Here is a 19,964-nt window from a genome sequence, read left to right as displayed (position 1 = left end):
CCTCGACGCCGGGAACGCGTCGCGCTCGGCGGGTCTGCCGAGGAACTCCGGCTAATCCTCGCGCTGGAAGTCCAGTATGTCGCGGACGCGGGTGGCGAGCTCGGTGAAGCTGAACGGCTTGGTGATCAGCTCGACGCCGGGGTCGAGGCGGCCGTGGTGGACGATGGCGTTGCGCGCGTAGCCCGTCGTGAACAGCACCTTGAGCCGCGGCCTGACGGCCCGCGCTTGCACCGCGAGAGCCGCGCCGCTCATGCCGCCCGGCAGGACCACATCGGTAAACAGCAGATCGACCCGGCGGTCGTCGCCTTCGAGCAGCTTGAGGGCGGCGGGACCATCCGCCGCCTCGATCACGGTGTAGCCGAGCTCGCGCAGCACCTCGACGGAATAGGCGCGCACGTCGTCGTCATCCTCGCAGACCAGGACCACCTCACTCAGCGATCCGTCCGGCACGCCATGGTCCGTCGCCGGCTCGGTGTCGTCGGCGGCTGCAAGCAGCCGCGGCAAGTAGATCTTGACCGACGTGCCTTCCCTCGGCTCGGAATAGATCTTCACGTGGCCACCGGATTGCTTGACGAAACCGTAGACCATCGACAAGCCGAGGCCCGTGCCCTTGCCCACCTCCTTGGTGGTGAAGAAGGGTTCGAAGGCGTGCTGCAAGGTCTCGGAGTCCATGCCGGTGCCGGTGTCGGACACCGAGATGACGACATATTGGCCCGCCGTCAGCTCGGCATGACGGGTGACGTAATCCCGGTCGATCAGCGTGTTGGAGGTTTCGATCGTCAGCTTGCCGCCGGTTGCCATGGCATCGCGGGCATTGACCGCAAGGTTGAGAATGGCATTCTCCAGCTGATTGGGGTCGACCTCGACGCGCCACAATCCCGAGCCGTGCACCGTCTCGATCTCGATCGTCTCGCCCAGAGAGCGGCGCAGCAGCTCCGACATGCCCGAGACGAGCTTGCTCGGGTCGATCTGGCGTGGCGTCAGCGGCTGCCGGCGCGAGAAGGCCAGCAACCGCTGAGTCAGCGTGGCGGCGCGCCGGGCGCCGTTCATGGCGTTGTCCGCCGCCCGTCTGAGGCGCGCCGCATCCGCGGGCAGGTTGCGCTGGAGGAGTTCCAGATTGCCGGAGACGACCTGCAGCAGATTGTTGAAATCATGCGCCACGCCGCCGGTGAGCTGCCCCAAGGTCTCCATCTTCTGGGCTTGCCGCAGCGCCTCCTCCGCCTGCTGGAGCGCGTCCGCCGCCTCCTTCTCGCGCGTCACGTCGCGTGCCACGCAATAGAGCTGATCGCCATCGCGCACCGCCGTCCAGGAGAACCAGCGATAGTCGCCTGCCTTGCTCCGAAAGCGATTTTCGAACCGCGCCGGCACGTCGCCCTTCGCCAGCTGGCCGATCTGGGCTCGCGTCCGGCGGCGATCGTCGGGATGCTCCATCCACTCCGAGGTGCGGCCGAGGAGCTCCCGCTCCGACCAGCCGAGCAACTCGCTCCACATGGGGCTGACGGCGAGCCAGTGCCCCTCGGCGTCGGCGACGAGAAACGGGTCGCGCGAGAGGTGCCAGATGCGGTCGCGCTCGCGGGTGCGCTCCGCGACCCGGCTTTCCAGCACCTGGTTCAGGCGCTGCAAGGTTTCGAACAGCGTGGCATTGTCGATGCCGATGGCCGCCTGCGCCGCGAGCCCGGTGACCAGCCGTTCGGAACGCTCGCTGAACATGCCGGGCGCCGCATGGCCGAAGAACAGGCCGCCGATCACCGTGCCGGAGCGGGAGGCGACGGGCACGGCGAGATAGCTGCGCACCGGCAGGTGGCCGGGGGGCATGCCCGCGCGGGGCGGGTTGCGGCCGTAGCGCTGATCGCGCGTGATATCGTCCGACCGGACAACGCCTTCGCCGGTGAAGGTCGGGGCGAACACCGGCGTGTTGCGCGGCATCGGAAACCCTGCAAAGGCGTCCAGCGGCGCTCCAGACAGGCTGTAGAGCGTGTAGCTTTCGCCCTTCTCGTCCACGCGGTTGTAGAAGAAGGCGCCGAATTGCGCGCCGCTGAGCTCGACCCCGGCGTCGACGACGGCCTGGACGAGCGTTTCCAGCTCGAGCTCGGCGGCGATATTGGCCGCGGTCGTGTTGAGGATCTCGAGCGCGTGGCTTTCCTCGCGCAGGGCCCGTCCCGACCGGGCCAGCTCCGCTTCGGCCCGTTTGCGGCCGGTGATGTCGATGACGACGCCGACGAAGCGGACGGTGCCGTCCGTGCCGATGAAGCGCTGCCCGGTGGCGGCGAGCCAGCGCTCGACACCGTCCCGCAGACCGATGGTGCGGTGCTCGACATCGAAATGCCCGGGGCTGTCCGCGGCGAGGGCCCGGGCGACTGCCGCGTCGACGCGGGCGCGATCTTCCGGGTGCAGTCCGGCCAGAAACGCGCCGTCGTAGTCCACGGGATCGTCCGCGCCGAGGCCGAACAGCTGTCGGCAGCGGCTGTCCCAGCGCAGTTCGCCGGTTGCCGGATTGAACTCCCAGGTGCCGATCGCGGCGGCCTCGGCCGCGAGCGCGAGGCGATTCTCGCTGTCCCGCCGCGCCTCGATGGCGCGCCACTGCTCGGTCACGTCGGTGCCCTGGACGAAGATTCCCGTCGTGGCGCCGTCCGGCCCGCTGATCGGCTGATAGACGAAATCCGCGTAGCGCTCCTCGAGCGGCGCGCCGGGGCTGCGCCGAACCATGGCCTTCATGGCGCTGGCCGTGAATGCTTTGCCGCTGCGGTAAACGTTGTCGAGCAGCTCGAAGAACCCCTGTCCTTCGATCTCGGGCAGCGCCGCCCGGATCGGCTTGCCGATGACGTCGCGTCCGCCGATGATCTCCTGGTGGGCTGCGTTGGTCAGCCGAATGATATGCTCCGGGCCCTCGAGCAGGGCGACGAAGCCGGGCGCCTGATCGAACATGTGGGCGAGCCGCTCGTTCTCCGCGGTTGCCCGTTGCTCGGCCCTGACACGGTGGGTGGTCTCGCTGACGATGCACAGCACGCCACCGACGCCGCCGTCGTCCTCGAAGACCGGCGAATAGGAGATGTCGAAATAGACGTTCTCGCCGGCGCCGGAGCGCTCGATGTAGAACGGCCTGTCCGTGGCGAAGACGGTTTCGCCTGTCTCGCGCACCCGGCGCAGCAGCGGCTCCAGATCGTCCCAGAGCTCGCCCCAGTTCTCCACCGCCGGTCGGCCCAGCGCCCGCGGGTGCTTGACCCCGATGGTCGGCGCATAGGCGTCGTTGTAGAGGGCGGCATAGTCGGGTCCCCAGAACAGCACGATTTGAGCGCGCGCCGGAAGCATCAGTCGCACGGCGTGCTCCAGCGCCGCCGGCCACGCCTGGCGGGAGCCGAGCGAGGAGGCCGACCAGTCGTAGTCGGCGATGAGCCGACCCATGCCGCTGCTGGACCAGCGCGCCTCGGTCGTTGTCCCCGCCGAAACGCGGGATGCGTCCGCCATCGTGTCCTTCCTGGTCCACTCCGTCCGGACCGGGGCGACATCCAGCAGCGTCGGTCTGGGCCGCACCGTCCTCCGCACACCAATCCACTCGCTTTTCCGGCATTTGGTCAAGCCGGGCAGCAGGCGCCATCGCGGTCGGCGGCGGCGCCGCCTTTAATTGGCCGCAAGCGTGATTATATTGGCGCTAACCGGCACGATTGTTCGGTTCACTGTTTGGGCGGGCTCGACAGCCCGCAGGCCCGATGGGCCTGGATTTCATGGTCGTTTGTCCGACCACCCAAATCATACTCGACAGACCCTAGTCGGCGAAGCGCTGCGGTCATCCACTGGCTGAGCGCGATATATTATCGACCGCCTGTCCAATCGTCAGGCGGTGCTATAGGAATGGAATGCAGAACTTACACCGTGACATCAACCAAGAAGCTGCTCGGCGGGTCCATCCCGCGAGGGCGGTCGACACGACCAGGCGAACCGAGTTTCGTGAGCCCAAGAGGCCCGAGCCGACCGGCTTGAGCCGGGCCGAGCTGCGCAAGATCGTCATCGATCTGATCGGCTGAGGTCGGAGCATGGCCCGGCCGGATGTCGGCGTCCGGGCAGTCGATGCCGTCCGAGAGAGGCCCTTCAAATCCAGTCCGCAAACCGCGGTCGGCTTTTCCTAAGTCAGCATGATCAAACAAAAGACTTAAGGCGGATGGTAATTCAAAGAAGAATTATCCCGCTCGATGACAATTCCAGCAGAAGTTCCAGCACTCCTGCGTCCGGAATTGCGTCAGAACAACGAGATAGAGCCCGTCCGGCGAACTTGCTTTGGCCGGACAGGCTCTAGAACGTTTTCGAGCGAAGTGGACGCCGGTTCGCGTGAAGAAAATGCGATAAAACAAACAGATAAGAGCACTTCGGCGATTCGAAGAAGCGCGGAAATGCTCTAAGCCCGATCGGACCCTGGCCGATCCGGGTCCTTACGCCTCGTTGGTGAAGACCACCGTGCCGGAGGCGGCGAACATGCCGCCCACGCCGTGCGCCACCGAGATCTTGGCGCCCTTCACCTGCGCCGGTGCGGTGCCGCGCATCTGGCGCACGCTCTCCTGCAAGGCGTACATGCCGTACATGCCCGAGTGCATGTAGCTCAGGCCGCCGCCGTTGGTGTTGAGAGGCAGCTTGCCGCCGATGGCCGTCTGGCGTGCGGCGATGAAGGGGCCGGTATCGGCGTGCGGCATGAAGCCGAGGTCGCCGAGGCCGTAGAGCGGCAGGTGGGCGAAGGCGTCGTAGATCATCAGATGATCGACGTCGGCATGGCTGATGCCCGCCTCGCGGAACGCCGTGGGGCCGGCGACGCGGAAGGCCCGGGATGAGGTGAAGCTCTCCATCTGGCTCACCATCGGAGTCTCGACGCTTTCGCCGGTGCCGAGGACGTAGACCGGCTTTTGCGGGAGGTCCCTGGCCCGGTCGGCGCTGGTCAGGATCAGCGCGCCGCCGCCGTCGGTCACGAGGCAGCATTGCAGCAGCCGGAACGGGTAGGCGATCATGCGCGAGTTCAGTACGTCGTCGACGGTGATCGGCTCCCTGAAGGTGGCGCGTGGGTTGAGCGCCGCCCATTCACGCTGCACCACCGCCACCATGGCCAGCTGCTCGTGGGTGGTGCCGTATGTCTTCATGTAGCGCAGCACCGGGATGGGGAAGAGGCTCGGCGGCCCCATCGGCCCGTAGGGCTGCTCGAACTGCCCGGCGAGGCTGTCCGGCGCCACCTGCCGTGGCGGCCTGCCGATGCCCGAGCGGCCGCTCTCAGCGTGGGTGATCAGCACCGTCGTGCAATAGCCGGCCGCGATCGCCGCCGCGGCGTGGCGGACGTGCAGCATGAACGAGCAGCCGCCGACGGAGGTGCCGTCGACCCAGGTGGGCGTGATGCCGAGGTAGTGCGCGATCTGCTGAGGCGTCTCGACGGCCGTGGCGATGCCATCGATGTCGCCCGGCTTGAGGCCGGCATCGGCCAGCGCGTTCAGCGCCGCGTCGGCATGCAGCTCGATCTGCGACATGTCGGGGATGACGCCGAGCCGCGTGGTTTCGGCGGCGCCGACGACGGCGATCTCTCTGGGGCGCATGGTCGTCAGCCTTTCGCCGGGCGGAACAGGGGCAGGGTGATCGTCTCGTCGAGCGCCTCGAAGACGACATCGAGCGGCATGTCGAGTTCCAGCGCCTCCGGTGTCTGTGGACAATCGACGATGTTGCTCATCATGCGCGGCCCCTCGGCCAGCTCGACCACGGCGATCGCATAAGGCGGCGTGAAGCCGGGCGCCGGACGGTGATGAATCACATAGCTGTAGAGCGTGGCCTTGCCGCTCGCCGCATAGACCTCGACCTTGCGCGAGCCGCACGCCGGGCAGAACGGCCGCGGCGGGAAGTAGGATCTGGCGCAAGCGGTGCAGCGTTGCAGGCGCAGTTCGCCCCGCCGCGTCCCGTCCCAGAAGTGCTGTGTCTCCGGCGTCGGCACCGGACGCGCGCGGGTGGGTTGAGCCATCGCGATCTCCCTTCCGATAAACATGTATATACACGGAGATCCGCGGCAACCAATGCGCCCGGTGCAACTCCGGGCTCAGCCGTTGCCGGCCGCTCGATGCGTCAGCTCTTGAGCACGATGCAGGCGCCCTGGATGGCGCGAATGCGCCCGCAAAGCGCGTCGGCGGCCGTGCGCGTCGGCGCCGGCACGCGAATGCGATAGAACACGCGGGTGCCGCGGCTGCGCAGGCGCGTGCCGATGATCATCGGCCGGCTGTCGCCGATCACCGTCCGGTACTGGTTTCGGGCCCGTGCGAAAGTCGCCAGCGCCTGCGCGCGCGAGAAGTTGCCGGCGAGTTGGACCCCCCACGGCGCAAAGATGGTGTCCTCGCCGGTACCGCGCGGCAGTCCCGGCAGCGGCGGTGCGCCGGGCCGGCGCAGCACCGCCACCGTCTCGCGGCACGACAGAGACTTGGCCTCGGGGAGCTCGGGATCCGGCGCCGTCTTGCCGGCGCGGTAGTCGTCGGCCCATTCGTCGACGCTGCGGCCGGTGACGGCGATCACGTAGTTGCGCGTCTCCGTCGGCATGCCGCCCTTGCCCTCGAGCCAGTTCGCCAGGCGCGTCGGCCCGCCGTTGTAGGCTGCTGCCGCCAGGCCCCAGCTGCCGAAGCGGCGCTTCAGGTCGACCAGGAACCTGGCCGCCTTGGGGATCGCCTGCTCGGGATCGAATGGGTCCGCCAGCCCCACGTCCGCCGCGGTTCCCGGCATGAACTGGGCGATGCCCTGGGCGCCGACCGGGCTGACCGCCGTCGCCCGGAAGGCGCTCTCGCGGTAGATGAGGCGTGTCAGATAGCTCGGCGGCAGGCCGTGCGACTTGGCGGCCCCGTCGATGATGCGGCAGACCGCCTGCTCGGGCGTCTCGGTGGCAGCGGCCCCCGGGGCGGCTGCGGCGGCGGCCGGCGCCTCGGCCCGCAGGCTGCCGAGCCAGGCCATGCCGAGCAGGAACAGCCACGCGCATGCACTGGTGCCGACAAGGGCCCTGGACATCGTCGCTCCCCACTTCGTGCCACCAGGTTAGAGCGCAAGCTCTAGCAATGACGGGCCGCGATGCAAGAGCCGCGTTCGCCGCCGTGGATCTCGGCTGAGGTTCAGGCGGCCCTTGGCTGGCGGTGAGGGTGGAGGGGGGCGTTGATGCGCCGCTTGTCCTGGGCGCCCTGGAGGACGAAGGAGACGAGGGCCTCGTCGACCTGCTCGGCCTCGCGGACGATTTCGAGGGCGGCGGCGACGCCGGCCTCGGTGGGGCCGTTGCCTGCGGCGAGGGAGGTTGTGAGCCAGGCGGCGATGTCGGCATTGACGCGTCCTGTTGGGCGCATGGACCAGACGACGAAGTCGACGATGAGGCGGACGAAGAGGTCGTCCCAAGCGGTGGGCTTGTCGTCGATCATGCGGTCGAGTGCGATGAGGAGGTCGGCCTCGTCGCGGTGCATGATGTCGTGGGGGAGGATGCGTGTTGCGAGCTCGCGCACGTCGTTGCTTGAGATTTTGGCGGCATCGAGGGTGCGTTCGGCGAAGGCGTGCAAGGATGTCTTGATCATGACTTGAGGCCTCTCCGGCGAATTGTTTTGGTTGCCGGTGTTGTTCCTGTTGTGGCTCAAGCATTGCGCGTTGGATCTGGCCAATGAGTTAACGGGGAAGTGTGAACGTCTGTTCAGGTTAAACGAAGCTGACGCGGCTTAGTTCATGAAGTCTTGCATTTGCATTCCGTTAAGCTTCCCAAATCCTTGACGCAGGGACGCCCAGCGAGGCGCCGCACCCGGCAAGCGCCATGCCCTGCGCGCCACCGCCGGCGGCCGCCGCGGCAGCTTTTCGACCTGGAGGATGGCTGCCCGGGTCAAGCCCGTGACTCAACCGATCGGCTTTCCGCAGGTGGTTGCTGCTGCACCCGAGTTGCCGTCGCCGGTGCGCATCGGCTCCCTGCGTCAGTGCGATGAGCTTGCGGCTGATCTGCCGTCGCTTTGCACTCGGCGCGACGGAGTCGCTGAAGCGCTACGCGCGCACCAGGTCCGCTGGGACAGCGCGGATCGCGCCATCGGCTGCTCCGTGACCCGGCAGGAGGAGGCCGCCGTCTCCGACGATGAAGAGCGACTCATGCTCGAGCTTCTTGCAACGGACGCCGCCTCTCCGCGCGGTCCTCAGCGAAGCTCCAGGCGCCGCTCCGCCGGCCGGCCCCCTGTCAGGCCATCATGCGAATGTGCTGGTCGTAGAGGATCCAGATGGTGCCCGACACCATGATGAGCAGGATCAGCACGGTGAACAGGATCAGCAACAGGTCGTCGCGATGCGATCGGGCGAGGTCGATATGCAGGAAGTAGCGCAGGTGCACGACCGCCTGAACCAAGGCGAGCAGCCCAAGCGCGGCGAGCGCGGCGCCGCCGCTCAGAAGATCCAGCCAGACCACCGCGAAGGCGCCCGTGGTCAGCAGCAGCGCCAAGACGAGGCCAACCACGTAGCTCAGCCGCTCGCGCCCCTCGTCCTCATACTCGCTCGGCGGCGTGTCGGCGGGCCCCCGGTTGCTCATGACACGACCCCGAACAGGTAGACGAAGGTGAAGATGCCGATCCAGACCACGTCGAGCATGTGCCAGAACAGCGCCAAGCGCATCAGCCGCAGCTTCACCGGCGTGCTGAAGCCGATCACCATGACCTGAACCGCCATGATCGCCATCCACACCAGCCCGGACGACACGTGCAGGGCGTGGGTGCCCGTCAGCAGGTAATAGGCGGAGAGGAACCCGCTCGCCTGCGGCGGCGCCGCATGCGCGGTAATCATCACGTAATAGTCGTGCAACTCCATGCCGACGAAGGCGGCGCCGAGCACGCCGGTGACGAGCAGCCAGCTCAGAACGCGGCGCCGGTTTTCGCGATACTTCATTTCCAGCATTGCAAAGCCGAAGGCGAAGCTGGAGAGCAGCAGCAGCATTGTTTCCAGGAAGGCGGCGGTGAGGTCGAACACCTCGGCAGGCCGCGGGCCTCCGGCGATGCCTTGCACGCTCATGGCCGCATAGGTCGCGAACAGCACTGCGAACAGCACCAGATCGCTCATCAGGAAGATCCAGAAGCCGAACAGGACCTCCTCGGCGGCTTCATGGCCTTCGGGATCGGTGCCGGCGAGGTTCAGCCCGGGATGAAGGCGTTCGGACAGGCTCATGGCAGAACCTCCACGGGGGCGCGGGAGGAGACGGGACCGGAGCGGCCCTCCAGCCCTTCCGGAAGGGCCCGGCCCCGGTTCTCGGATGTCATCTCCCGGTCGCGTGCGACGCCCGGCGCGGCGCGCGCGGCGGCGAGGAACGCCTCATTGGCCGCCTTCACCGTCGCGGCGGGCACGGTCTCTTCCGTGTCGGTCTGGAAGGAGCGGACAATGACCACGACCCACATCAGCACGAAGGACACCACGACCAGCCACCAGATGTGCCAGACGAGGGCGAACGCCCATGCGCAGGCGAAGAGGCCGATCAGCGGCGCCGTCGCGGTATTGCGGGGAACCTCGATGTCCTCATAGGCGGCCGGCGAGCGATAGGCGATTCCGGCCTTCTTGGCCTCATAGAAGGGGTCTCGCGCGGTGACCTGGGGGAGCACTGCGAAATTCCACTCCGGTGGCGGGGAGGGAATCGACCATTCGAGCGCGCGCCCGTCCCAGGGATCGCCCAGCGGCGCGGCGAGCTGTTCGCGACGGCGCACCGACACCACGATCTGAGCCACCATCAGCGCGAAGCCGGCGAGGATGAGCGCGGCGCCGGCCATGGCCAGGGCGAGCCAGGGCAGATAGCTGGGATCCGACCACATGTAGGTTCGCCGCGTCGCGCCCATCATTCCCAACCAGTAGAGCGGGAAGAAGGCCAGCAGGAAGCCTGGCGCGAAGCACCAGAACGAGGCTCGGCCCAGTCCCTCATGCAGCCGGAACCCGAAGACCTTCGGGAACCAGAACTGCACCGCCGCGAACATACCGAACAGCACGCCGGGAATGATCATGTTGTGGAAATGGGCCACCAGGAACAGCGTGTTGTGGACCTGAAAGTCGACGCCGGGATTGGCGAGCAGCACGCCCGTCATGCCGCCGAGGATGAAGGTGAGCAGGAAATTGATGTGGAACAGCATCGGCGTAGTGAAGCGGATGCGCCCGCCGACCATAGTCAGCAGCCAGTCATAGACCTTCACCCCGGTCGGCACGCCGATCACCATGGTGGCGATGCCGAACACGGCGTTCACATTCGCGCTCTGGCCCATGGTGAAGAAGTGGTGCAGCCACACCGCGAAGGAGAGCACGGCGATGCACATGGTGGCGTAGACCAGCGACGTGTAGCCATAGATGCGCTTGCTGGCGAAGGTGGCCACCACCTCCGACCAGACGCCGAAGGCCGGCAGGATGAGGATATAGACCTCGGGATGCCCGAACAGCCAGAATAGGTTGGCATAGTTCATCATGTTGCCGCCGTCGCCATTCGTGAAGAAATGGAAGCCGGCATAGCGGTCGAGGGCGAGCATGATCGTCGCGGCGGTGAGCGGAGCCATCGCGAAGATCATCAGGATCGAGGTGCACAGCGTTGTCCAGCAGAAGAGCGGCATGCGGAACAGCGTCATGCCGGGGCAGCGCTTCTTGTAGATCGTCACGGCGAAGTTGAGGCCCGTCAGCGTCGAGCCGATGGAGCCCAGCGACACGGCCCAGATCCAGTAATCGACCCCCTCACCGGGGCTGAACTCGATGCCGGTGAAGGGCGGATAGGCGCTCCAGCCGCCGGTGGAGAACTGGCCCACCACCAGTGAGACCATGATGAGTATGGCCCCCGCCATGGTCAGCATGAGCGAGATGGCGTTGAGCAGGGGGAACGAGACGTCGCGCGCGCCGATCTGCAACGGCATGACGTAGTTCATCAACCCGGTGATGAACGGCATCGCCACGAAGAAGATCATGATCGTGCCGTGGGTGCTGAAGAGCTGCCCGAAATGGTCTGCTGACAGGAAGCCGCCACCGTCATAGGCGGACAATTGCTGGGCACGAATCAGTGCCGCCTCGATGACCGCGCGGGCGAACATCACCAACGCGATCGCGATGTACATGATGCCGACCTTCTTGTGGTCGACGCTGGTCAGCCAGTCCCGCCACAGCGGTACCCACCATCCCTTGACCGTGAGCAGGATGACGGCAGCAAGCGCGCCCAGCACCGCGATGAACCCGGCGCCCGAGGCGATGAACTCGCTGAGCGAGGGATTTTCGATCGCCCCGGAAAAGACGAAGGAGTTCCATTTGATCTGGCCGAATATCAGCTCCCAGTTCATCGTCCGGCCTCCGGCATATGGTGGTGGCCCTGATGAGGTGCTGGCGGGGCGGCCATGCCCGCCTGGCCGTGGCCCTGGACCATGGCGGGCGCGAAGCGAGCCATCACCTGGCCGAACAGGCCCGGGGTGAACCGGCCGTAGAGCACCGGCTCGCTCACCACGGAAGGTGAAAGCAGTTTCGCGAAGCCGGCGGCATCGAGGGCGGCTGGCTGCGCCTTCGTCGCCTCGGCCCAGCCCGCGAAGGCGTCCGGGCTCATGACCCGCGTGGTGAAGGACTGGGTAGCGAAGCCGAGGCCGTTATACTGGGTGTTGCGTCCGATGAAGTCGCCGGTCTCGCTGGCCAGCAGGTTGAGCTGCGTCTGCATTCCCGCCATCGCATAGATCTGTCCGGCGAGGCGGGGAATGATGAAGGACTGCATCACCGTGCCGCTCGTCAACCTCAAGGTGACCGGGCGGTCCTCGGGCAGGGCGAGCAGATTGATCGTCGCCACCCCCTGTTCGGGGTAGAGAAACAGGAACTTCCAGTCCAGAGCGACCACCTCGACCACCAGCGGTTCGGGGCCGAGCGCACGATAGGGGTCGTATTCCAGCGTGTGCTTCCACAGCGCCATGCCGAGGGCGAGAGCAAGCGCGACCGGGATGCCCCAGATGACCACCTCGAGGCCCCAGTTGAACTCCCAGTCCGGCCGATAGGTGCCCTTGCCGCCTCGGCGGTAGCGATACAGCACGATCGGCAGCGCCACGAACATCGGCACGATCACGATGAGCATCAGCGCGCTGATGACGCCGAAGTGCGAGAACTGCGCCGAGGCGATCGGCCCGGCGGGCTCCAGGAAGCTTCCGGCCGAAGCAGTCCCCGGGACGGCTGCGGCGAGCAACCCGACTATTCCCCTCAACGTCACGCTGCCCCCTTGCGACAGTTGCGCGCCATTCCGCCTGGGGCCTCTCCGGAAGACATCGGCCCCAAGCTCTACCGCAGGAATACACGAATGGAGACGGATATCATCCCGCTGCGCGCCAAAGATTGCGGAAATTCCATGGCTCTGCGACGGCAACCGCAGGGCAGGGCGCCTGGCGCCAATGCCGTCAGGGCCGGGCTCGACCCGGCCATCCATCCCTGGAAAAAGGGCCGTAGGCCAGGCTAGACCCGCGCCATCTCGGTGAAGAAGCCCCCGACCCGCTCGACGATGAGATCCTTGTCGTTGTCGAGGGTGGCCACGTGGTAGGAGTTGTTGAGCCAGAGCAGGCGGATATCGTCGGCCCGGATGGCGTTGACGATCGCCGTGGGGTTGGTGGGCGGCACCAGGTGATCCTCGCGCGCGTGGACCACGAGCGTCGGGCAGGCGATCCGGGGCAGGAGGTCCGCGGTCAGGGAGATCAGCACCGAGACCTCCCGCAGGCACGCCATCGGCGTCTCGTCGTAGGCAAGCTCCTTGACGCCAGGCGCCTTGATATCCGAACCAATGCCGGGAATGCGCTTGGGTGGGGGATTGAGCGCGAGCGCCTCCGCGAAGGCCTCGGTGAGGTGGCCCGCCGGCGCGGCGATCGGCGCGATGGCGTCGACAAGACCGGGGTGGCGGGCAGCCAGGTTGAGCGAGAGGGTGCCGCCCATCGACAACCCGGTGACAAAGACCTTCCGCTTGCCCTGGGCGAGCTCGTTGAGCGCCCGCTCGGCCTCGCCCATCCAATCGAGATAGCCCGTCGTTTCCATGTCGTCGGGCGAGGTGCCGTGCCCTGGCAGGCGGGGCGCCGAGACGGTGAAGCCGAAGCGGCTGTGAAGCTCCTCGCCGAGATAGCGAATGCTCTGCGTGGAGCCGGTGAAACCGTGCAGGACGAGCACGCCGACGTCACTCCCCTGGAGCGAAAACGGCTCCGCGCCCTTCAACACTGCAACCATGGGCAATCCTCCTCTTTGCCGCGATGATGACCTCGATCGTCATGCGCGGATAGACTGTCGCCGCGCGACGACAACAAGGGGAGGAGGGGGCGTGACGAGGTACGTGGGTGCCATCGACCAGGGGACGACGAGCTCCAGGTTCATCGTCTTCGACCGCCAGGGAGAGATCATCGCGCTGGCCCAGCGTGAGCATACGCAGATCTATCCGCAGCCCGGCTGGGTTGAGCACGATCCGCTGGAGATCTGGCGCAACACGGAGGCGGTGATCGGCGCGGCGCTGGACAAGGCCGGGCTCACGGCGGCGGACCTCGCCTGCGTCGGCATCACCAATCAGCGCGAGACGACGCTGATCTGGGACCGCAGCACCGGCCAGCCGCTCGCCAACGCTCTGGTCTGGCAGGATACGCGCGTCAACGACCTGGTCGCCGAGCTGGCGCGAGAGGGCGGACAGGACCGGTTGCGCGCCGTCACCGGGCTGCCCCTGGCGAGCTACTTTTCCGGCCTCAAGCTCAGGTGGCTGCTCGACCACGTCGAGGGCGCCCGGGCCCGGGCCGCGGCGGGCGATCTGCTGTTCGGCAACGTGGATGCGTGGCTGCTGTGGCAATTGACCGGCGGGCCCGCCGGCGGGCTGCACCTGACCGACGCGACCAACGCCAGCCGCACCCAGCTGATGCGGCTCGATACGCTCGCCTGGGATGACGACATCCTGGCGCTGTTCGACGTGCCGCGGGCCGTGCTGCCCGCCATCCGCTCGTCGAGCGAGGTCTACGGCGAGGCCCGTACTCCCGTGCTCGCGGGCGTGCCCGTCGCCGGCATCCTCGGCGACCAGCAGGCGGCGCTCTTCGGCCAGGCCTGCTTCAAGCCGGGCGAAGCCAAGAACACCTACGGCACCGGCTGCTTCATGCTGATGAACACCGGCGCCGAGCCCGTGCCGTCGCGCCACGGGCTGGTCACCACCGTCGCCAGCCAGCTGGGGAACGGCGAGGTCGCCTATGCGCTCGAAGGCTCCATCGCCATCACCGGCGCGCTGGTGCAGTGGCTGCGCGACAACCTCGGCATCATCGACAGCAGCGCCGACGTCGAGCGGCTCGCGGCCGGCGTTGCGGACAATGGCGACGTCTATTTCGTGCCGGCGCTGTCGGGCCTCTATGCGCCCTACTGGCAGGAGAACGCTCGCGGCGTCATCGCCGGCCTCACCCGCTTCGCGCACAAGGGGCATATCGCCCGCGCCGCGCTGGAGGCGACGGCTTACCAGACCCGCGACGTGATCGAGGCGATGGAAAAGGATGCGGGCATCACCGTCGCCGAATTGCGCGTCGACGGCGGCATGGTCGCCAACGAGCTCCTGATGCAGTTCCAGGCGGACATGCTCGGGGCCCCGGTGGTCCGCCCCCGCGTCTCGGAAACGACGGCGCTCGGCGCGGCCTATGCCGCAGGGCTGGCGACAGGCTATTGGACGAGCCGGGACGACCTCGTCGCCAACTGGCACATCGATCGGCGCTGGCAGCCGCGCATGGGCCCGTCACCGCGCGATGCGCTGTTCGCCCGCTGGCGCAAGGCCGTCGCGCGCTCCCTCGACTGGGTCTGAGGGGGCTGTCGCGGCGCTTATAGCATTTCCGCGTTTCTTCGAATCGCGAAATGCTATATCTATTTGATTTATCTCATTTTCTTCACGCGAACCGGCGTCCACTTCGCTCGAAAACGCTCAGCCGATGCGATCGATCTGCTCGTCGATGACGCGCCTGACGCTGGCGAAGCGCGTGTCGCTGGCGTCGGGCCAGCCGAGGTATTTGAGCGCGACCGGTCGCGCGGTGCTGAACGCGGTCAGGCTCGAGATCAGCAGCAGCGCGTGGATGCGCGCTGCCGGCGAGGCGGCGCGTTCACCCATGGCGCGGCTGATCAGGTTCGCGGTGAGAGCGACGCCGGGTGCCCAGAGCTGCTCGTAGAGAATGGCGAAGGCGGGGCCCTGGTCGGCCATCTCGCGCAGCACGAAGGACGTCCAGATGTCCGCCTCGGTGCTGCTGACCAACAGCTCCGCCAGCGTACCGATGACCGCTTTGAGCCGCGCCCGCGCGTCGGTCGGGCTGATGTCGGCGTGCAGCGCGGCCCCGGCGTCGGTTACCAGGGCCAGCATGCGTGTCTCATAGCGGCCGACGATCTCGCGCGCGCAGGCGAGGTAAAGCCCTTCCTTGCTGCCGAAGTAGTATTTGAGCGCCGGCAGGTTGACGTTGGCGTCCTCGGCGATCTGCCGTGTCGTGGCGGCCTTGAAGCCGCTGGCACCAAACGATCTCATCGCGGCTTCGAGGATTCTCGCCCGCGCTTCCTCACCCTTCCGGTAGCCTCCCGGCGCGGCCGCGATGTCTCCGGCGCCTTTCGGGGATCGTGGCGCCTCGGCGCTTGGCACGTCTTGGGTCTCCTGATGCGGTTGCTGGGGCGCGCTCCGATGGGGTCGCCGTCCCGATCGACGAGATGCGCCCCAGCTTCAGTAAGTTGGAGCATGTCGTCCGATCGGATGTTTCATCTGATCGGGAGCTCTGGCGCCCGGTGGGGCACTGCGAGCCTCGATGCGGCCCAGATAGCACGGTGCGCCGCCTTGCGAAGATATGTATCGAATGATAGGGATTATCAAAAGATATCATTTGATATATATTCAGGGGAGGCGAGGGCGGCCATGGGCGACATGACGAACTACCTGGGCTGGAAGATCGACTTCAGCCAGCCCGCCGGCGAGGCCGCCCTTCTGCATCCGGGCTCGGTGCAGTGGCGCGTCTACAAGAATCCGATCGTCCTGGGGATCGGCGGGGTCGCGGCCGTCCTGCTGGAATTCGCCGACGCCCGCATCCGCTCAGGCGTGTGGGATCATTCGACCTACCCCGTCGATCCCATCGGCCGCTCGAAGCGCACCGGCATGGCCGCCATGGTCGGGGTCTACGGCCCGCAGAGCGCCGCGCGACGGGTCATCAAGGGCGTCTCCCATATGCACGCCAAGGTCAATGGCCAGACGCCCGGCGGCGAGGCCTATCGGGCGCTCGATCCCGAGCTCCTCGACTGGGTGAGCGCTACCGCGGCCTACGGCTTTCTGAACGCCTACGACCGCTTCGTCGCGCCGATCCCGGATGCCGACAAGGCGCGCTTCTATCGCGACGGAGCGGTCGTGGCCCAGCTTTACGGTGTGCAGCGCTCGCCAGCCTCGACCGCGGATTTTCTGAACATGATGGCGCAGCGCGCTGACCGCTTCGAGCCCCATCCGATCGTCGGGGAGTTCCTGGCCATCATCCAATCCGGAACGGCGGCGCCCAGCGTCCCGAAATTCCTGCATCGATCCCTGGCGCGCGCGGCCGTATCGCTGTTGCCGCCGCTCGTCAGAGGAAAGCTGGCGCTCGGCGCGTCCTACGACCTGACCATGGCCGATCGGTTGGCGCTGCGGGCGGTCGCGAGCTTGGCGGACAGACGCGCCAGGCCTCGATCCCCGGCGTTCCAGGCCTGCCTTCGCCTAGGGTTGCCCGGCAACTTCCTCTACCGCAGCCCGTCCGAGCAGGCGCGCTTGCTGGCCCAGGCGGGCCTGGCCCAAGCCCAGGTCGCACACGCGGCTTAAGGGACTTGCTGCGCGACGACGAGGATGGCGCGGAAATCGTTGACGTTGGTCAGCGTGGGTCCGGTGATCACCTGATCGCCCAGGGTCTCGAAGAAGCTGTGGCCGTCGTTGTCGGCGAGGCAGGCCTTGCCGTCGATGCCGAGCCGGGCGGCCCGGGCCAGCGTGTCGGGCGTGACGAGCGCGCCCGCCACGTCTTCGGCGCCGTCGACCCCGTCGGTATCGGCTGCCAGGGCGTAGACGTCGGCCCGGCCGTCGAGCGCCACGGCGAGCGCCAGCAGGAACTCGACGTTGCGGCCGCCGCGGCCGTCGCCGCGCACCGTCACCGTCGTCTCGCCGCCTGACAACAGCACGCAAGGCGGGGCCGCCGGCTGGCCACGCAGCGCCGCCTGACGGGCCACGGCGGCGAACACCTTGGCGACCTCACGCGCCTCGCCCTCGACCGCATCGCTCAGGATCAGCGGCGTGACACCGGCGGCGCGCGCGACCGCAGCCGCTGCTTCCAGTGACGCTTGCGGCGTCGCGATGGTGATGGTGCGAGCCCGCGCCAGACGCGGATCGTCCGGCTTCGGCGTCTCGTCGTCGGCGGCGCGGAGCCGGCTCAGCACCGGCGCGGGCGCTGTGATGCGATACTTCTTGAGGACGGCGAGCGCGTCGGCCGCCGTGGTCGGATCGCCGACCGTCGGCCCGGAGCCGATGACCGCGGGATCGTCGCCCGGCACATCGGAAATCAGCAGCGTCAGCATCCGTGCCGGGTAGGCCGCGGCGGCGAGCCGGCCGCCCTTGACGGCCGACAGGTGCTTGCGCACGCAGTTCATCTCGTCGATCGAGGCACCGGATTTGAGCAGCGCGCGGGCGACGGCCTGCTTGTCGTCGAGGCCGATGCCGGGCGCCGGGAGCGCCATCAGTGCCGAGCCGCCGCCGGAGATCAGCGCAATGACCTGATCGTCCGCGGTCAGCCCCGAGACCATCGCCAGGATACGGGAAGCGGCATCGAGGCCGGCCGCGTCGGGCACCGGGTGGGCGGCCTCCACCACCTCGATGGCACGGCAGGGGACGCTGTGGCCATAGCGAGTGACCACGAGGCCACCGAGCGGGCCCGCCCAGGCGTCCTCCAGGGCGCGCGCCATGGCGGCCGAGGCCTTGCCGGCACCGACGACGATCGTCCGTCCCTTGACCGGCCCCGGCAGGTGGCGTGCCAGCGTGGTGGCCGGCTGCGCCGCCGCGACCGCGGCGTCGAACAGCGCCCTGAGCAGCATGCGGGCCGCCGGCTCGGTCCATTCCTGCGGCATGGCGCCGGAGACGGTCTTCATCGGGCTCCTGGCCTCGTCATGAGCCGGCCGCGCGGGCTCGGCCCGACACGATCCGGCGATTCCCACCGAGGAAGATGGTCGGATCGTGTCTAGTGCATTTCTCGACCCGATGGAATCATCTGATCGCCCTGGAAGCTGCAAGCTGTTGATTTTATGAGGTTTCATTCCGATCCATTCGGCTCGCGAGCCGGATGAACCTTTGCCGCCACCCGCCGTTGTGACGATACCGGCGTGACGGTGCGTGCGGCCGGGCGGAGGAGGAGCGGGACCATGCCTGCCAAATCGAAAGCTCAGCAGAAGGCCGCCGGTGCGGCACTCGCCGCCAAGCGCGGCGACATCGGCAAGGGCGAACTCAAGGGCGCCTCCAAATCGATGGAGACGTCGATGAGCGAGGCCGAGCTGCGGAAGATGGCGTCGACCCACCGCAAGGGCAAACCGGAGCACGCGGCCAAGTCTTGAACGGGCTGTCCTGAACGGGCTGTCCCGAGCGGCGCCGCTCGGTGGCACCGGCCCGCCCCAAGCGCCCTTCCTAAGTAACATAAATTACGTTATGGGCATGCCGAGCGGCGCCCGGTGGTCATTCCGGTGTGCCCAACAAGCAGGCGCATTTCGGGAGACACGGCTGTGCAAATCGGTATCCGGTCCACAATCAGGATGGTGGCTGGCGCGGCGGTGGCAGCAGCCCTGGCCACGCAGGCGCACGCGCAAACCAAGCAATACGGTCCGGGCGTCACCGACACGGAGATCAAGATCGGCCAAACCATGCCGTTCAGCGGGCCGGCCTCGGCCTACAGCCAGCTGAGCCGGGCCGAGCAGGCCTATTTCAAGTCGCTCAACGACAAGGGTGGCATCAACGGTCGCAAGGTGGTGCTCATCGCGCTCGACGACGGCTACAGCCCGCCGAAGTCGCTGGAGGCGACGCGCCGCCTGGTGGAGAGCGAGGAGGTCGCCGCCATCTTCGGCACCCTGGGCACCGCCAACAATCTCGCCTCCCGCGCCTACCTCAACAAGGCCAAAGTGCCGCAGCTGTTCGTCGCCGGCGGCTCGCAGGCCTTCAACGACCCGGCCCGCTTCCCCTGGACCATGGGCTGGCAACCGACATTGCACCGGGAAGGGGTGTTCTACGGCCGCGAGGTGGCGCGGCGCTCGCCTGCGGCGAAAGTCGGCGTGCTTTACCAGAACGACGATTTCGGCAAAGAGCTGCTGGCCGGCCTCAAGGAGGGCCTCGGTCCCGACGCCGACCAGCGCATCGTCAGCGCCCAGAGCTTCCAGGCCACGGATCCGACCGTCGATTCGCAGATCGTGCTGCTGAAGGATGCGGGCGCGGATACCCTGTTCCTGTTCACCTATGCCAAGCAGGCGGCGCAGGCGATCCGCAAGACGCACGAGATGGGCTGGCGGCCCACCACCTATCTCACGCTCGGCTCGGCCTACATCGGCTCCACCTTCAAGCCGGCGGGCCTGGAGGCCTCCAAGGGCATCCTGACCGGCGGCTTCATCAAGGAGGCGACCGACCCGCGCTGGGCCGACGATCCGGACGTCAAGGCCTGGTTCCAGTGGATGAAGGAGTACATGCCCGGCGCGGATCTGACCGACACGCTCAACATCGTCGGCTATGCCTACGCCAAGACCATGGAGCAGGTGCTGCGCCAGTGCGGCGACGACCTGACCCGCGAGAACATCCTGAAGCAGGCCGCCAACCTGAAGGACGTCCGCATCGGCGTGCTGATCCCCGGCAGCATCATCAACACCAGCCCCACCGACTACAACGTCGTCGAGTACATCAAGCTGCAGCGCTTCAACGGCACCAGCTGGGACGAGGTGGAGTGACGGTGGGCCGCCTCTGCTCCCGCCGTCAAGGCCGGGCTTGA

Annotated in this window: 16 protein-coding genes; 4 read left to right on the top strand and 12 right to left on the bottom strand. The window is 67.4% G+C overall.

Annotated elements, in window-relative coordinates; translation table 11 throughout:
• Positions 1-51 precede the first annotated feature (51 nt).
• The 10 genes from IEW34_RS30255 to IEW34_RS01460 all read right to left on the bottom strand — a co-directional run bounded on the left by IEW34_RS30255 (position 52) and on the right by IEW34_RS01460 (position 13,188).
• Positions 52-3,465 (bottom strand): PAS domain S-box protein, encoded by a 3,414-nt coding sequence (locus IEW34_RS30255; RefSeq protein WP_210324423.1) that lies wholly within the window; start codon positions 3,463-3,465, stop codon positions 52-54.
• A 959-nt stretch (positions 3,466-4,424) separates the two neighbouring features.
• The gene (locus tag IEW34_RS01500; protein ID WP_188607353.1) at positions 4,425-5,564 is read right to left on the bottom strand and encodes a thiolase C-terminal domain-containing protein; all 1,140 of its coding nucleotides are present in this window, start codon (positions 5,562-5,564) and stop codon (positions 4,425-4,427) included.
• 5 nt (positions 5,565-5,569) lie between these two features.
• Entirely contained in the window at positions 5,570-5,980 is a 411-nt protein-coding gene (locus IEW34_RS01495) for a Zn-ribbon domain-containing OB-fold protein (RefSeq protein WP_188607352.1), read from the bottom strand.
• Between the two features lie 101 nt (positions 5,981-6,081).
• Positions 6,082-7,005 carry a lytic transglycosylase domain-containing protein gene (locus IEW34_RS01490; RefSeq protein ID WP_373288173.1) on the bottom strand — a complete coding sequence of 308 codons (924 nt, stop codon included), beginning with the start codon at positions 7,003-7,005 and terminating at the stop codon, positions 6,082-6,084.
• Positions 7,006-7,106: 101 nt separating this feature from the next.
• Complete coding sequence (locus tag IEW34_RS01485; protein ID WP_188607351.1) at positions 7,107-7,553, bottom strand: hypothetical protein; 447 nt, start codon at positions 7,551-7,553, stop codon at positions 7,107-7,109.
• A gap of 638 nt (positions 7,554-8,191) precedes the next feature.
• A complete protein-coding gene (cyoD, locus tag IEW34_RS01480; protein ID WP_188607350.1) occupies positions 8,192-8,536 on the bottom strand; it encodes a cytochrome o ubiquinol oxidase subunit IV in 345 nt (114 codons plus the stop codon).
• Positions 8,533-9,165, bottom strand: a complete 633-nt coding sequence (locus IEW34_RS01475) for a cytochrome c oxidase subunit 3 (protein ID WP_188607349.1) — start codon at positions 9,163-9,165, stop codon at positions 8,533-8,535. Before IEW34_RS01475 ends, cyoD begins: the two co-directional genes overlap by 4 nt.
• On the bottom strand, positions 9,162-11,291 hold the full coding sequence (locus tag IEW34_RS01470) for a cbb3-type cytochrome c oxidase subunit I (RefSeq protein WP_188607348.1): 2,130 nt from the start codon (positions 11,289-11,291) through the stop codon (positions 9,162-9,164). The genes IEW34_RS01475 and IEW34_RS01470 overlap by 4 nt, the downstream gene beginning before the upstream one ends.
• Entirely contained in the window at positions 11,288-12,169 is an 882-nt protein-coding gene (locus IEW34_RS01465; protein ID WP_244641682.1) for a COX aromatic rich motif-containing protein, read from the bottom strand. Before IEW34_RS01465 ends, IEW34_RS01470 begins: the two co-directional genes overlap by 4 nt.
• A 263-nt stretch (positions 12,170-12,432) precedes the next feature.
• The gene (locus IEW34_RS01460) at positions 12,433-13,188 is read right to left on the bottom strand and encodes an alpha/beta hydrolase (RefSeq protein WP_188607347.1); all 756 of its coding nucleotides are present in this window, start codon (positions 13,186-13,188) and stop codon (positions 12,433-12,435) included.
• Positions 13,189-13,279: 91 nt separating this feature from the next.
• Between IEW34_RS01460 and glpK the strand changes: the two genes are divergently transcribed.
• Entirely contained in the window at positions 13,280-14,776 is a 1,497-nt protein-coding gene (glpK, locus tag IEW34_RS01455; RefSeq protein ID WP_188607346.1) for a glycerol kinase GlpK, read from the top strand.
• Positions 14,777-14,893: 117 nt separating this feature from the next.
• Here glpK and IEW34_RS01450 read toward each other — a convergent pair whose 3' ends face one another.
• Complete coding sequence (locus IEW34_RS01450; RefSeq protein ID WP_280516247.1) at positions 14,894-15,592, bottom strand: CerR family C-terminal domain-containing protein; 699 nt, start codon at positions 15,590-15,592, stop codon at positions 14,894-14,896.
• 267 nt (positions 15,593-15,859) lie between these two features.
• On the opposite strand from IEW34_RS01450, the gene IEW34_RS01445 reads away from it, so the two are divergent.
• A complete protein-coding gene (locus tag IEW34_RS01445; RefSeq protein WP_188607344.1) occupies positions 15,860-16,783 on the top strand; it encodes an oxygenase MpaB family protein in 924 nt (307 codons plus the stop codon).
• On the opposite strand, the gene IEW34_RS01440 is transcribed toward IEW34_RS01445, so the two are convergent.
• Complete coding sequence (locus IEW34_RS01440) at positions 16,780-18,093, bottom strand: glycerate kinase type-2 family protein (RefSeq protein WP_244641680.1); 1,314 nt, start codon at positions 18,091-18,093, stop codon at positions 16,780-16,782. The genes IEW34_RS01445 and IEW34_RS01440 overlap by 4 nt on opposite strands.
• Positions 18,094-18,363: 270 nt before the next feature.
• Here IEW34_RS01440 and IEW34_RS01435 point away from each other — a divergent pair, with 270 nt between their 5' ends.
• The gene (locus IEW34_RS01435) at positions 18,364-18,552 is read left to right on the top strand and encodes a DUF3008 family protein (protein WP_188607343.1); all 189 of its coding nucleotides are present in this window, start codon (positions 18,364-18,366) and stop codon (positions 18,550-18,552) included.
• A 213-nt stretch (positions 18,553-18,765) separates the two neighbouring features.
• Positions 18,766-19,923 carry an ABC transporter substrate-binding protein gene (locus IEW34_RS01430; RefSeq protein ID WP_308424354.1) on the top strand — a complete coding sequence of 386 codons (1,158 nt, stop codon included), beginning with the start codon at positions 18,766-18,768 and terminating at the stop codon, positions 19,921-19,923.
• Positions 19,924-19,964 lie beyond the last annotated feature (41 nt).

Origin of the sequence: Chelatococcus reniformis (genome assembly GCF_014640075.1) — a bacterium.
Taxonomy (GTDB): Bacteria; Pseudomonadota; Alphaproteobacteria; order Rhizobiales; family Beijerinckiaceae; genus Camelimonas; species Camelimonas reniformis.
This window is presented reverse-complemented; position numbering and strand designations above follow the sequence as displayed.

What these genes read in the sequence shown, in the direction of transcription:
- IEW34_RS30255 (WP_210324423.1), bottom strand. Translation starts at nt 3,465, where the DNA reads ATGGCGGACGCATCCCGCGTTTCGGCGGGGACAACGACCGAGGCGCGC.
- IEW34_RS01500 (WP_188607353.1), bottom strand. Translation starts at nt 5,564, where the DNA reads ATGCGCCCCAGAGAGATCGCCGTCGTCGGCGCCGCCGAAACCACGCGG.
- IEW34_RS01495 (WP_188607352.1), bottom strand. Translation starts at nt 5,980, where the DNA reads ATGGCTCAACCCACCCGCGCGCGTCCGGTGCCGACGCCGGAGACACAG.
- IEW34_RS01490 (WP_373288173.1), bottom strand. Translation starts at nt 7,005, where the DNA reads ATGTCCAGGGCCCTTGTCGGCACCAGTGCATGCGCGTGGCTGTTCCTG.
- IEW34_RS01485 (WP_188607351.1), bottom strand. Translation starts at nt 7,553, where the DNA reads ATGATCAAGACATCCTTGCACGCCTTCGCCGAACGCACCCTCGATGCC.
- cyoD (WP_188607350.1), bottom strand. Translation starts at nt 8,536, where the DNA reads ATGAGCAACCGGGGGCCCGCCGACACGCCGCCGAGCGAGTATGAGGAC.
- IEW34_RS01475 (WP_188607349.1), bottom strand. Translation starts at nt 9,165, where the DNA reads ATGAGCCTGTCCGAACGCCTTCATCCCGGGCTGAACCTCGCCGGCACC.
- IEW34_RS01470 (WP_188607348.1), bottom strand. Translation starts at nt 11,291, where the DNA reads ATGAACTGGGAGCTGATATTCGGCCAGATCAAATGGAACTCCTTCGTC.
- IEW34_RS01460 (WP_188607347.1), bottom strand. Translation starts at nt 13,188, where the DNA reads ATGGTTGCAGTGTTGAAGGGCGCGGAGCCGTTTTCGCTCCAGGGGAGT.
- IEW34_RS01445 (WP_188607344.1), top strand. Translation starts at nt 15,860, where the DNA reads ATGGGCGACATGACGAACTACCTGGGCTGGAAGATCGACTTCAGCCAG.
- IEW34_RS01440 (WP_244641680.1), bottom strand. Translation starts at nt 18,093, where the DNA reads ATGAAGACCGTCTCCGGCGCCATGCCGCAGGAATGGACCGAGCCGGCG.
- IEW34_RS01435 (WP_188607343.1), top strand. Translation starts at nt 18,364, where the DNA reads ATGCCTGCCAAATCGAAAGCTCAGCAGAAGGCCGCCGGTGCGGCACTC.